Origin of the sequence: Lacihabitans sp. LS3-19 (genome assembly GCF_024343575.1) — a bacterium.
Lineage (GTDB): Bacteria > Bacteroidota > Bacteroidia > Cytophagales > Spirosomataceae > Leadbetterella.
The window spans coordinates 63,315-77,521 of sequence record NZ_RJUA01000011.1; the positions used below are offsets into that span (position 1 = coordinate 63,315).

Genomic DNA, 14,207 nt, shown 5'->3' on the forward strand with positions numbered 1-14,207 from the left:
AAATATATTTTAAAACAAAAATAAATACCATGAATAAAGAAGCAATAATAAATAAATTCACCTCTTTAACACTCGAATACGGCCCCAAAATTATCGTGGCTATTTTCATTTGGATTATAGGAAGTTGGCTTGTAAAACAACTCACCAAAGGTTTTGTGAAAGTCATGGAAACTAGAGACACTGACGATTCCCTCAAGCCTTTTTTACGTAGCTTAGTCAGCATTCTCCTTAAGGTTTTATTGGTTTTAAGTATCCTAGGTACGGTTGAAATTGAAATCACTTCTTTCATCGCAATACTTGGTGCCGCTGGTTTGGCTATTGGTATGGCACTTTCTGGCACTTTACAAAATTTTGCAGGAGGTGTAATCATACTTTTGTTTAAGCCTTTTAAAGTTGGAGATTTTATTGATGCAAAAGGGCATACTGGTACTGTGAAAGAAATTCAAATCTTCAACACCATCTTAAAAACCCCAGAAAATATAACTGTAATTATTCCAAATGGAGAACTGTCTAACGCTTCTTTAAAAAATTTCTCCTTAGAAACACAAAGACGAGTTGATTGGAAATTTGGTGTTGGTTACGGAGACAATGCAGATCATGCGGAAATGGTTATAAAACAATTGTGTGATGCAGATGACAGAATTTTAACTGAACCAGAGCCTTTTATAGCACTGTCAGAACTTGGAGATAATTCCATCAATTTTGTAGTGCGAGCCTGGGTAGAAGCTGATGATTACTGGCCAGTATTTTTTGACATGAACAAGAAAATTTATGAAGCCTTTAACAAAGAAGGGCTTAACATTCCATTCCCTCAGATGGACGTGCACTTGTTCCAGAATGCTAGTAAAAATTAATAGATTTTAATTAAAATTTACTGGCATCCGACTAAAATATATTTTATAAACAAATCGGTCTTGAATGGCCATTCAAGATACTTTTTTTATCTTAAGTGAAAATGACCCCCTATTTACTTTGTGTCGGCTGCCGCCTGGGGACTAGCCGTCCGCCCTTATTTTTTTTTTAAAAAAAACGAAGCAAAAAAAACAGCACCCAGCAAACTCACGCACTCAAAATTCTCTTAATCAGTAGTTTATGCTAGTATTTTTTTCGAAAGAGAATTTTGATTGCGTTCAAACAGTGCTGGCTGATATAATGAACCACATTTATTTATTTTTACTCGGATACAAGTAATTAAAATTCTATTTTTTAATTTTTAAAAACTTCAAGTGATGGATTCAGTTTTTGATTAAAACTAAATCTATTTTTTTTTGCTATTATTTCCTAAAAGAAGAATTCTCAGTATTTTTTTGTTTTATTTTAAATACAAAATTCTTTTTAAAGAAATGAAACCTGAAACTATTCAAACACTCCATCCTGACAAAGACAAAACCAACAAAAAAATTGCATTAGAAAAATACCTTGTTATAAGAAATGTAATTTTGGAAATTCTCAATGAATCTGAGCCAACCCAGATGGAACTAATGGAAGCAATCCATGAGAGAATCAAGGGTAATTTTGATGGAAATGCTCAGTGGTATGGAGAAACGGTAAAGCTTGATTTAGAAGCAAGAGAACTAATAAAAAGAACTAAAAGTAAACCTGTCAGATATTTAAAAGAACATAAATCTCCATGAAACCCTACCATTCTGATACTTTTTTAACAAAAACCGATTTTCATTTGCAGTGTTTTAACAATTTCATAACATTGAAAAACCAAGGTTTAAAAGTTAAAATTGTTTAATTTTGCATCTCAAAAAACAAAACCATTAAACATGGAGGGATTTCTACTTTTAGGTGTAATAGTCTTAGCAGTATTGGCAGTTGCAGATTTGGTAGTAGGTGTAGGTAATGATGCTGTAAATTTCTTAAACTCGGCAATAGGGTCCAGAATAGGCAAATTCCGCACCATTATGTGGGTTGCCACAGCAGGTATTTTTATTGGAGCTTTGTCGTCAGCAGGTATGATGGAAATAGCACGTGAGGGAATATTTAACCCAGAGTATTTTAGCCTTGAAGACGTAATCGTTATATTTTTAGCAGTAATGATTACCGACATTTTCTTGCTAGATGCCTTTAATACCTTGGGAATGCCAACCTCCACCACAGTTTCAATTGTATTTGAGCTTCTCGGTGCATCTATTATTGTTTCTGGTTATAAAATTTTGACACACAACGAGCCAATGAACTGGCTTTTCAACATCAATGATGCTTCTGAGGGCATTATAGGTTATATCAATTGGTCAAAAACCAGCTCTATAGTTTCTAGCATTCTGCTGTCGGTGGTCATATCTTTTACTGTAGGTGCCTTAGTAATGTTTATTTCGCGTTTATTGTTTAGCTACCAATTTCAGAAAAAAATCAAAACAGTAGGCTTAGTTTGGGCATCTTTAGCCATGTTGGCAATGAGTTATTTCTTGATATACAAAGGTTTAAAATCAACCTATTCGAGCAAAGAATTGAGCAAACAAGAATTAGTGGATTACACTAATGCCATTAATCCTACATCAAAAGACAGTCTGGTTTTTTCTGAAAAATTTAATATTACAGACCTAGAAGGCAGGACGCTAGAGTTTAAAGAAAAAACAAATGATAAAGGCAAAGTTGTTTACGAAGTGTTTTTTGGCAATAAATCGATAAAGAATTTCATTAGCGGCGTCAAAGATAATATGTTGCTTTTCTTAAGTGGCTTTTTCGTTTTTTGGTTAATTGCATTTTCTGTTTTACAGAGATTCAACATAAACCCACTAAGAATCGTAGTATATGCCGGAACATTCAGTTTAGCAATGGCATTTGCAGGTAATGACTTAGTGAATTTTATTGGAGTACCCTTGGCTGGATGGCAATCCTACGACATGTTCCAAACTGCAAATCTGAATGCTGGAGGAATATTAAACTCGGCAGATTATAAAATGATAGGTTTGAAGTTTCCTTTACAAACACCCTATCTGTATCTGATGCTTGCTGGTCTTATAATGACATTGACACTTTGGTTTTCTAAAAAGTCACGTACAGTAACTGAAACCGAGGTTAAGCTTGGAATGCAGGAAGAGACATTTGAGAAATTCCAATCGAATTCAATTTCTAGAGGCATAGTGAGAGGTTCGGTTTTGATTAACAAAGCCCTTACTGCAGTTCTTCCATCCTCGGTCATCAAGTTTATTGAACGCCAATTTATTCCTATAGTCGGAAGTGATAATAAAGAAGTTCCAGCATTTGATATGGTTAGAGCCTCTGTAAACCTTACAGTAGCTTCAATGTTAATTGCGGCAGCTACTAGTCTTAAATTACCACTGTCCACTACCTATGTGTCATTTATGGTAGCTATGGGTACCTCTCTGGCCGATAGAGCATGGGGACGTGAGTCTGCCTCCTATAGGATTGCTGGTGTGCTTAATGTAATTATGGGTTGGTTTATAACTGCAGGAATTGCGTTTATAGTGGCTGGTGTAGTGGCAATAATTTTAATAAATTTCAAACTTTATGGCTTAATTTTACTGATTTTTGGTTTAGTTTCAATGGTATTTTACACCAATTATTACCATAAAAAAGAGGCTGAAAGAAAAGAAAAGACAGAAGATGTTATAAAAACCATTGACTTTTCTGTTGACAGTGCTTTTCAAAAAACCTCGAAAGAAATTGGCGAAGGAATAAGTGTAATTACGAAAGCCTTTAAATTGGCGATAGACGGTCTTATAACTGAAGACAAATCTAAAATAAAAAGGGCGAAAGTTTTAAATAAAGACATAAGTACTTTCTATACGGATGTAAAAAACAATCTTTTCAAAGCGATTAAAAAATCGAAATTAAGTGAAAAGCAAACTGCTCAATTGTACATCCTTTCAAATGATTTGATGCAAGATATGCTCCAATCCTTAGGGTCTATCATAGAAACTGCAGAAGGACATGTAAGCAATGCACATAAACCTTTGGCCGAGAACCAGATTACCTTAGCTGTAAAAATAACCAACGAAGTAGATCTATATTTATCTCAGGTTTCGAAGTCATTAGAAAAAAATGATTATACAGAGTTAAATGAAACCAAACGTTTGAAAAAATCAATATTTGACCAAATTGAACTTGGATTATCTGCTCAAGTAGAAGGAATCACAAAAAAAGATTATGGTTTTAAGAATACAGATTTGACCTTAAAAATATTATTGGAAATCAAAGACTTGGTAGCTATTTCAGTGAGATTCTCTAAACTATTGGATAGATTAAAAAGAGGAGAAAGCCCACTTGGAAATAGATAATTTAAAAAAAACATAGCTCTTTGACACAAAAAAAATAGGCGTAATTGCCTATTTTTTTTATTCCCCCCTTATTTAAAAGCATTTTACGAAAAAATCAAGTGAATTTAGCCTATTAAGCTTCTAGTAAATTACTAAACACTTTTGTAAACTAAATAAAGTTTTAAGTTTTCATGACTACAATATAACACACTGCAAAGTTTGGAATAATGTACAAATGAAAAAAGGGCATGATTACCTAAATTACAAAACAGGTATTTTTACGGGTTGTATCTGTCCAACTTTTAGATATATTTGTTTAAACAAAAATAAAACTATGGAAACAATAAAAAAAGAACCAATTTATGACGAGCCTATCAGCCCGGAAACAGCACAAAAATATGTTGAAAACTATTTAAACAATAAACACTTTAAACCTGAGGACTTTAGAGCTTTTTATTTTCACAGAGATGAAATACAAATTGTTTTAGATCAAAACAAAGACAAAGAATACATCAAGTTTACGCTTGGTATGAAAGAAATAGATAAGCCCAAAAATGGAGATAAACTATTTGGGTGTGTTATGATGACCAGCTCAGATGTTATTATCCCAGATATAGATATTACAGCGGACGACAATGATAGCATTTATGATTTTAGTAGACCCGTTCCTCCTTATCCAGAAGGTTAATTAAAAAGTTAAAGGCAGGAAGTATTAAAAACTTCTTGCCTATTTAAACACACAAAATTATATGGTAAATGATTTTTTAATTAATCTTTTAGATTATGTTCAATATATTCTAATATTACCTTTCGTAATTGGACTATTACATTTTGCATTTATTAAAAAAGAAATAAAAATAGTTTTTTATTATGTCCTTTTAGCCATTACATCTGAAATAATCTCTAGGACATTAGTTTATTTTTTTAAATTCTCTAATATCCTACCTTTACTCCACATTTACACTGTCTTCGAGTTTTTTATAATTTGGCTCTTCTTTTTTAAATATTTCAACAATTTTTATTCTAAAAAAAGAATGAAAATATTGTTAATAGTTTTTATATTTTTTGCCATTTTTAATTCTATTTTCATACAAAAAATTTATACATTTAATACCTACGTTCGAAGCTTGGAAAGTTTGATTATAGTTGCACTTACACTTCTCACATTCAACAAAATCATAAACGAATTAGATACGAGATACCCCACTCAACAACCTGTATTTTGGATCAACTCAGGCTTTCTATTTTATTTTTCTGGAAACCTTGTGGTCTTTACCTTAAGCAATTACTTCAGCAAGGATAATCATCTTTTATCGGTTTCTTGGGGAATTCATGCTATATTGATGGTAATATTAAATTGTTTCATTGCAATAGGCTTATGGCGAACCAAACCTCAATAGATTTATATTTATTATTATATGGAGGCACTTTAACTTTACTTCTTCTCGCTATAGGGGTAGTATCCTTTTTATTTCAGTATCAAAAACGTATAATTAGAAAAGACTTAGCGATAAAAGAAATCGAAGTTAAACATAGCCAAGAACTCTTTTTAGGCAACTTAGAAGCTATCGAAAAAGAAAGAGAAAGGCTAGCTAGGGATCTTCATGATGTGGTAGGAGCTTCTTTATCAACACTTAGGCTGCAACTTACGGAAATAATAAAAAACGTCAATAATCCTTCTGAAATATTAAATATCAGTGATAGAAACAAAGAACTGATAGACAATACCATACTCGAAGTTAGAAGAATTTCAAATGATCTTTTGCCGCCTGGCTTAGAAGAGTTTGGTCTGGCATATTCTATAGAAGGACTTTGCGAAAATGCCTTAACCTTTTCAAATCTCACAATTTCATTAGACGTCAAAAATCTAAACAAAATAGAAAAACAGAAATCCTTAATACTGTATAGAATTGTTCAAGAACTCATAAATAATTCCGTTAAACATTCCGGAGCATCTCAAATTATTATAACTTTGACACAAGATGAAAAAGAAATATCACTTAATTTTGAGGACAATGGAGTTGGTTTTGATTATAACAAAGCCTATTTAAAAAGAAGTTTAGGCTTAAAAAATATAGAAATTAGGGCCAAGATGGTCAATGGAAGTACGAGGTTCGAAACAAAAGTAGACGAAGGATTAAAAGTAGAAGTAAGGATACCTACAGATAATTAAAAGCATGAAAACATTAAAATTAGGAATTGCAGACGATCAGGTTCTGTTTAGGAAGGGTATGGTTAATATCATTAACAATTTCGAAAACATAGAAGTCGTTTTAGAAGCTACAAATGGCCAAGAATTATTAGATGACTTAGAAAAATTATCCTCCCCACCAGACATTGTCATTTTAGACCTTTCAATGCCCGAACTTAATGGAATAGATACTACAAAAATAATTCACGAAAAATATCCTGACATCAAAATCATCATCCTGTCAGTATATAGTGAAGATAGATTTGTGACCCATCTAATGGAACTTGGTGTTAATGCCTACCTGTTTAAAAACGTAGAGCCAGATGAGGTTGAAAAAGCAATCTGGGCTATAATGGAAAAGGATTTTTATTTCAATGAAGCATTTCTATTAGCAATGCGAAAGAGATTAACTGGAAAGAAACCTAGACTTCTTATCCAAGACAATATTCCTTCTTTATTAAGTCAAAGAGAACTGGAAGTTTTAGACCTGATTTGCAAACAATACACTACTAGCGAAATTGGCGAAAAACTATTTATTAGTACTAGAACTGTAGATGGACACCGTAATAATCTTTTGGAAAAAACAGGCATGAAAAACACTGCTGGATTGGTAGTATTTTCGATAAAAAATAATCTTATTGACCCTTCTACTTTGTTTTAAAAAAAATAGACTTACCAAATCGGCAAGTCTATTTTTTGATTTCCTTTTATGTATTCTAAAAAAAATAAAATTTCTATTTAAAAAGGTAAAAAGAATACTACCTTAACTCATTACGAAGCCAAAATATTAGAAAAATTCATTATTCTTGAAGCTACCATACTCCCTCTTCTCCTTGAAATTTTGATATTCTTTTGTTTAATAGTCTTACCACTTAGCTTTAACGAATCTTGATCATATATTACATGATTTAAATTTATTATTTCACTTCTATTTACTCTCAAAAACTCTGTTTTAACAGACAATAATTGTTCAAAAAGTTGAAGTGTTCTTGAAGAAATAATTAAGCGACCGTTACTAAGATAAATCAAAGTATAATTTTTATCACTTTCTAATTTCACTATACTTTTTAAGCAAATAAATTCAGTTTGGCCTTTTTCTTTTACGGCTATTTCGTCATTGTCTACGTATTGCTTTTGGATATTTATAAAATTATCTTTCATGGGTATATTCTTTAAAGTTTGGACTTAGAATATTGATTCCTTTTAAATTATATCTGAGATCAATTTCTATTTATTTATCATTTTGTAATCTTTTTGGGCAAACTATTATTTGGCAAAGCAAAAACATTGTTTAAACAAGCATTTTGAATTTTTGCACTAAAAACACCTCCAGTTTCTACTTGAAATCCTGGATTCAGCAGTATCGCATTTCCAGCTCTATATTCAACAACTGCTGGTGACGATATTGTATTGATTCCTAAAACATATCCAACCGCTTGATAAATCACATTTCCGGTATTTAATGGGGAGGCAGCAAGAATAGTTAAAGCTTCAGCCGAAGTACCTACATTCAACAATCCTGCCAAAGATGTTTTAGGGCTTACATCACAAGAGCTATTCCCTGTAACCACACATCTGTATAATTTGCCATTGTCTGCTACAGTAGCACCAGCAATTTGCAAAGTAGAACTTGTAGCACCTTGATATATTCCTCCATCCAATATATTTACAAAACTTGGGCCTGACTTCACTTGCCAACGATAAGTCAATCCTTCGCCTGCTGCAACTACTGAAAAACTAGCAAAATTACCTTCACAAATAATTACGTTGCTTGGATTTTGGGTAATAGTAACCACTGGCGTTACACTTAAAGCTGCTCCAAATGATTGGCAGTAATTATTCATCAAGCACCTAAATTTTGCATTATTTAAGTAATATGGAATGTTACTTAAAGTCAAAGTATTGGTTTGGACCCCAGCATATATAGTATTGTTCGATACATTAGAGTATGTTATACCGCCATTTGTACTTACCTGCCATTGATAATTTATAGCTCCGCTACTTAAATGAACACTTACTACATTGAAAGAAACTGTTCCATTTTGGCAAACTGTTTTGTTAATAGGTTGCCCTAAAATAGTGATTGTCGGGTCTACTATTAATGCAGCTGGATCTGAGTTAATTGAAATACATGAATTAAAAATCTTACATCTATAAATATTATTATTGAAACCATTTCCAATATCTGTAATCCTAAGATTAGGCGTATTTACCTGAGTATAATTTACGCCGTTAGAAATATTTACAAATCCAGAACCAGTATTAACTTCCCACTGATAAGAAAGCCCAGAACCGTTGGCCACAACTGATAAGGTAGTTTGGTTGCCTACACAAACTGTTTGACCAATTGGCTGTGTGATTATTGTTGGTAAAACATTAACCTTAAGTGTTGAAGTATCCGCAGTTATCGTGTTACAAGCATTTGACAAAATAACCCTATACTTATATCCTTCCATTCCCAACGTCACCATATTTATCTTAAGTGTGTCTTTGTCGATTCCTGAATAAGTAGCAGAAGGGACTATATCTACAAAGCCAGTTCCTGTCTGATCTATTTGCCATTTGTAGTTTATTGGGCTGCCTGCAATGTTAATTGAGTTAATAATTATTTCTGCTGTACTGTTTTGGCATCCAAAAACATAATTATAATCTGCTGGCTGCACTACATAATTTAATGGTGTATTTACAGTTAAGATATGTGGCAAAAGATTGCTTTGACAGTCTGTAGGACTCGGTCCTTTACAGGCCACATAATAGGTAAATGTATTTGTAACATTCGTCAATACTGGATTAACAGAAACTGTACCCAAATTGTCAGCAAACCAAACTGGATTACTTCCTGCAGAATTGCACGTCGTGGCAAGAGTTATGTTACCACCAGAACATACGTCCTGATTTACGACCACTGGGACATCTGGAACAAGTCCTATTTCTAAACCTGTCACATCAGCACTGGCGTCACTTTCGCAACCATCCAAAACACACTTAGCAGAAACTGTATAAGTTCCAACAGCAGAAAGAATTAAAGGATCAACTGTAGAATTATCTGACCACAAAACAGTTCCTGTAGCACAAGAAGCTGAAATAGACAATGTATTTGTACTACAAACTATAAGACTTGCTGGAGGAGTTAATATAGGTGCAGATGGCTTAACCTTAACTGTAAGCGTATTGCTTGTTTCAATTCTACTGCTTTTACAATTTGCCGTTTCACAAGCTGCAAAATAAGAATAAGCTGTCCCAACTACTGGTGTCAAACTAAATCCATCACCAGTACCTAAAACTACTGTGCTAGACGCTGAACTATACCAAGTTACTGTACCAGAAGCACAAGTAGCATTCAAAGTAACACTTGACGTTTCACAAATACTAGTTTGACTAATCGATACTGAAGTAGGTATCTCATTTACAAAATCAAAAGGAACAATTTTGGTACAAATACTACCACAATCATTCTGAGTCGCTTTTACATATAAGGTTTGTGAACCAGCCGGTAAAGAATTCCCTGCGACAAAAACATTCCCTAAGGCAGTATAAACCCCTGCAGAACTAGTTGCCGAAGCATCCGTAAATATTCCGTCTATAACAAAATCATTTGTACCTCCGATTGTAAATATCGGACAAGTATTTTCAATTACAAGTTTGTTATTTGTGATTCCTAAAATTGTGTTTGCTTTCAAAACTCCACTGTTCGTAAATGTCCCAGTGTTTGAAAAATCATACGAATTGGGCATTTGAATCAATCCAAGATTTAAAGTACTTCCACCATTTGTGTATGCACCAGATTGCATGATTATTTCTGCACAACCTTGGTTGGTTATTGATGATCCAAGAGGATTCACAATTCCTGTTCCAGAATTTATTTCTATTTTTCCAGTATTGCTTACATTTACTGTGCCTTGAAAACTAAATGCAAGATCAGAACCCGTATATTTAATTAAAGCATGGTTGGTTAAAGTTAAATTGTCAGTAGGCAGATTAATCCTAAAACCAATTCCGTTTTTAATATTAATTTCACTAGTCCCAGAGGCATTCAAAATACTTGCACCAACAGCTGCCCCTACTTCAAAAGCTTCGGTTAAGCTATTTATATTTGTGATTCCATAGTTCTCAAAATAAGGATTCCCTGCTCCTTTTAAATAAATACAAACCTCAGCAGCGGTAGCTGTTGCCGACTCCAAGTTCAAAGTACCGTGGTTTAATAATGCTCCTTCCACTTTTATTCCCATGTCCGTACCTCCGTTTCCTCTTACGTTCAAAACTCCAGTTGTAGAAATTTCCAAACTTGCATTAAAGGCTATATCAATAACTTTAACAGTAGCTGTTGATCCCGATATTAAAGGATTATTAGATGTAACAGGTATAATTACTTTTCCATTGGTTTCGGTAGGCACCCATGCTGGATTCCAATTACAGGCTTGGTTCCAATCGTTACTAAACGCACCAGTCCAAGTAATATCAACATTGCCAGGATTAACTGTAAGTGGGGTTACAACCGTAACGTTTACATTGCTCGAAGCATCACTTACACAGCTACCAACAGTACATTTGGCATAATAAGATTTACTCGAACTTACTGTTGGCGTATTACTAACTGGAGAGTCGTCTGATGCATCAAACCACGATAGTGTTCCTGTGCAACCCGATGCACTTAAGGTAACTACACCCGATGTGCATATTAAGGATGGACTTGCCGAAGGGCCAGTTGGAGTTAATGCTGTATTTACAGAAACATTACCAGTAATATCACTTGAAGAGCACCCTGCAGCATTTTTTAATGTTAAAATATATGAATAAGAGGTTCCAGATGCACCACCACCGTCACTTATATTTACGGTTATTGGGCTTGCGGGCAAAATTACATCAGTTTCAGTAGTAATACCTGTTCCTGAAACAGAATAGGTCGTTGGAGTACCAGTAGTTGAAGTATATGGAATAGTAAATGAAGTTGCACCTGCACATATTGTAGGACTGGCACTATTAGCCAAAGTAGGTTTAGGATTCACATTCACACTTCCAGTAATATTTGCAGATATACATCCATTTGCATTTTTAACGGTCAAAATATAGGATATACCAGAACCCGAGGCACCACTACTTAAGTCAACTGTAATTGGAGAAGCTGGCAAAGTGGCATCGCTAACTGCTGTTATGCCAATTCCTGAAATTGAATAAGTGGTTGGACTACCTGTGGTAGCTGTATAAGGAATAGTAAATGAAGTTGCTCCTTCACAAATATCCATACTTGCATTTTTTGAAAGGGTCGGTGCTTCCAAAACAGTCACACCTCCTGATATATTATCAGAAGTACATCCAGTTGCATTTTTCACTGTTAAAGTAAAAGATGGATTTGTCCCAAATGAGGCTGCACTGCTCAAATTTACAGTGATTGGTGATACAGGTAAAGATGCATCCGTTACCGTTGTTATACCAGTACCTGAAATAGAATAAGTGGTTGGAGTGCCAGTAGTTGCTGTATAAGGTATTGTAAATGAATTAGAACCAGCACAAATATCTGTTATTGTACCTAATGTCAAATTTGGATTTTCATTTCCGGTGCCTTTTATGTTTATAACAAATGGATTGTTAGTGGCGTCATTACTTGTAAGTGTTATAGTTGCGTTTTTCACACCAGCAGAACTTGGATCAAATGTCACCGTAAATGTAGCTGAATTACCAGCACCAATCGGACTTGTAGGCTGAGGCGAAATAGAAAACTGACCAGCATCTGCACCGCCTAAGACTGCCAGTGGACTCCCAGAAAGAATTAAGGCTGAGCTACCAGTATTTTTGATAGTATAGGTTTTACTTATTGATCCGCCTGTAATACACGCCGCTCCAAAGTCCGTATTGTTGGCTGACCCAGCTACTCCTCCATTTGTAATAGGATTATTTGAGGCATCTGTTACTTCAATTACAGGTGAGACATCAACAATGTTAAAGTTAAAATTATCAATATCACAGGCTTTTAAACTACCCCCGGTACTAACTTGGATTGCAGTTAATAAAACATTATCAAGAGATGTACCAGTAAAGGAAATATTTTGTTGCCAGCCCGTTCCCGTATTATTAGTTGCAGTAATTGTTACAGTTGTAGTAACTGTTCCGCCGCCAAACAATGTTCCAGTAAATGTTACTGGTCCGGAAGAGAAAGAAGTGGAGCTTGTACCAACCCAAGCATCTAAAGTGTTAATTTTAAATGCGACATTGGGCGAGGTAACCGTAATAGTACCCATATTACCCACTATATTATTATTTGAAGACAAATAATATGATGAAGATCCACTTCCGTCAGTAACCCCAATAGCCCCAGCTACTTTGTAACCTCCAGTAGCGGAAAAAGTGACTGAATTTTGAGTAAATATGTTTGCATTAGTAATTTCATCTTCAAAAGTTTCACCTATTCCTCCATCATCGTTATTTATAGTTCCAAGGCCTACTTTTTTAAGGTAAAATGTACCATTAGTCGCATTCGACAGTGTCATATTGAAAGTTTCATTTGACTCAACGGACGCATCTTTAATAATTGGAACACTTACAGTTTGAGACAAAGAACCTCCACTGGAAAAATTCAAAATAGTGTTTACAGCAGTATAATCAGATCCTGCCGAAGCAGTTAAGTTAGAAGATGTTACATTTACAGAAAATGCAGTGCTATTATTAGAACGAGAAACAGTAAAAACTGCTGAAGTATTACCACCTAAAGTACCTTCCAATAGGCTAACATCATTAATAGATAGCTGAGTGGTAGTAATGTTAGAAGGAGCAAAATTAAAGTTATCTATTGCAAGATAATTTACAGAACCAGAAACACTAAAAGAAATGCTAATCAAAGGAATATTATCAAATGGAGTTCCAGTAAAATTAACAGTTTCAAATCCATTTAAACCTGTAGGAGATATACTTGCCGAATGAGAAACAGTATTGATGCCATCTTCTTTTAAACCCGTAAAAGTAACTGTACAGGCAGTTGCAGGAAAAGAATTTCCCGAATTGAGCGAAGACCATAAATCTACACTTAACATTTTAAAGGTCTTTCCTGCAGTCGTCACTTCAATTGATCCTTGATTTCCCGTTGCATACGGAGCTTTCGAATCTAAAAAGCCGAATGAACTACCAGAACCAATTGCTGAGACCGTTTTTGAAATCCCCAGTTTACCAGTACTCTGGAAATTCACGCCACCTTCTGTGAATGTATTAGCGAGATTTGTTTCATCCTCAAAGGTTTCTATGAAACTATCGTCATTTAAAATCGTAATAATTGCTGAACCCGAGCTAATGGTACCACCTGTGGGATTAGAAAGCGTCATATTAATCGTTTCATTCGGTTCTAAAGTTACATCTCCGTTGATGGTTACATTTACAGTTTGTGACAAAGAACCAATCGGGAAATTAACGGTAGTTAATGGTACTGCCACGTAATCTGAACCTGCAGTAGCGGTACCGTTTGATGATTGAATCTGAACTGAACCTGCCAAAGTTCCAAGAGATCTTGTAATAGTATAGGTATTTACTGTTGTTCCAGCATTTCCTTCAGAAAAATTAGCATTTGCTATTGCATAAGTATTAGTTACTGGTACTGTCGTTGTGAAATTCACATGATCAATCTCCAGATATACCAAACCATTTCCCCCACCCAAGCCATCTCCATCAACAGTATTAAAAGTTAGACTTTGAAAATATAAACCATCTAAAGGTGTTCCTATAAAATTAAGTCCGTTTACAATACCATTTGCATCTATAGTTTGGCCGCTTCCAAGAGCACCACCATTAGAATTAATAGTAAT

At 34.3% G+C, this 14,207-nt stretch carries 8 protein-coding genes; 6 read left to right on the top strand and 2 right to left on the bottom strand.

What is annotated here, in order from left to right:
• Nucleotides 1-29: 29 nt before the first annotated feature.
• The 6 genes from EGI22_RS10410 (at nucleotide 30) to EGI22_RS10435 (ending at nucleotide 7,081) form a co-directional block, all read left to right on the top strand.
• Entirely contained in the window at nucleotides 30-854 is an 825-nt protein-coding gene (locus EGI22_RS10410; protein ID WP_255068266.1) for a mechanosensitive ion channel family protein, read from the top strand.
• Between the two features lie 489 nt (nucleotides 855-1,343).
• On the top strand, nucleotides 1,344-1,634 hold the full coding sequence (locus EGI22_RS10415; protein ID WP_255068267.1) for a hypothetical protein: 291 nt from the start codon (nucleotides 1,344-1,346) through the stop codon (nucleotides 1,632-1,634).
• A gap of 138 nt (nucleotides 1,635-1,772) precedes the next feature.
• The gene (locus tag EGI22_RS10420) at nucleotides 1,773-4,250 is read left to right on the top strand and encodes an inorganic phosphate transporter (RefSeq protein WP_255068269.1); all 2,478 of its coding nucleotides are present in this window, start codon (nucleotides 1,773-1,775) and stop codon (nucleotides 4,248-4,250) included.
• Between the two features lie 313 nt (nucleotides 4,251-4,563).
• Nucleotides 4,564-4,917 carry a hypothetical protein gene (locus tag EGI22_RS10425; RefSeq protein ID WP_255068270.1) on the top strand — a complete coding sequence of 118 codons (354 nt, stop codon included), beginning with the start codon at nucleotides 4,564-4,566 and terminating at the stop codon, nucleotides 4,915-4,917.
• Between the two features lie 690 nt (nucleotides 4,918-5,607).
• Nucleotides 5,608-6,402, top strand: coding sequence for a sensor histidine kinase (locus EGI22_RS10430; protein WP_255068271.1), 795 nt, complete (start codon nucleotides 5,608-5,610; stop codon nucleotides 6,400-6,402).
• Between the two features lie 4 nt (nucleotides 6,403-6,406).
• On the top strand, nucleotides 6,407-7,081 hold the full coding sequence (locus EGI22_RS10435) for a response regulator transcription factor (RefSeq protein ID WP_255068273.1): 675 nt from the start codon (nucleotides 6,407-6,409) through the stop codon (nucleotides 7,079-7,081).
• Between the two features lie 110 nt (nucleotides 7,082-7,191).
• On the opposite strand, the gene EGI22_RS10440 is transcribed toward EGI22_RS10435, so the two are convergent.
• The gene (locus tag EGI22_RS10440) at nucleotides 7,192-7,581 is read right to left on the bottom strand and encodes a LytTR family DNA-binding domain-containing protein (protein ID WP_255068275.1); all 390 of its coding nucleotides are present in this window, start codon (nucleotides 7,579-7,581) and stop codon (nucleotides 7,192-7,194) included.
• A gap of 77 nt (nucleotides 7,582-7,658) precedes the next feature.
• A partial coding sequence (locus tag EGI22_RS10445) for a Calx-beta domain-containing protein (protein ID WP_255068276.1) occupies nucleotides 7,659-14,207 on the bottom strand: 6,549 nt, incomplete at its 5' end.

What these genes read in the sequence shown, in the direction of transcription:
- EGI22_RS10410 (WP_255068266.1), top strand. Translation starts at nt 30, where the DNA reads ATGAATAAAGAAGCAATAATAAATAAATTCACCTCTTTAACACTCGAA.
- EGI22_RS10415 (WP_255068267.1), top strand. Translation starts at nt 1,344, where the DNA reads ATGAAACCTGAAACTATTCAAACACTCCATCCTGACAAAGACAAAACC.
- EGI22_RS10420 (WP_255068269.1), top strand. Translation starts at nt 1,773, where the DNA reads ATGGAGGGATTTCTACTTTTAGGTGTAATAGTCTTAGCAGTATTGGCA.
- EGI22_RS10425 (WP_255068270.1), top strand. Translation starts at nt 4,564, where the DNA reads ATGGAAACAATAAAAAAAGAACCAATTTATGACGAGCCTATCAGCCCG.
- EGI22_RS10430 (WP_255068271.1), top strand. Translation starts at nt 5,608, where the DNA reads ATGGCGAACCAAACCTCAATAGATTTATATTTATTATTATATGGAGGC.
- EGI22_RS10435 (WP_255068273.1), top strand. Translation starts at nt 6,407, where the DNA reads ATGAAAACATTAAAATTAGGAATTGCAGACGATCAGGTTCTGTTTAGG.
- EGI22_RS10440 (WP_255068275.1), bottom strand. Translation starts at nt 7,581, where the DNA reads ATGAAAGATAATTTTATAAATATCCAAAAGCAATACGTAGACAATGAC.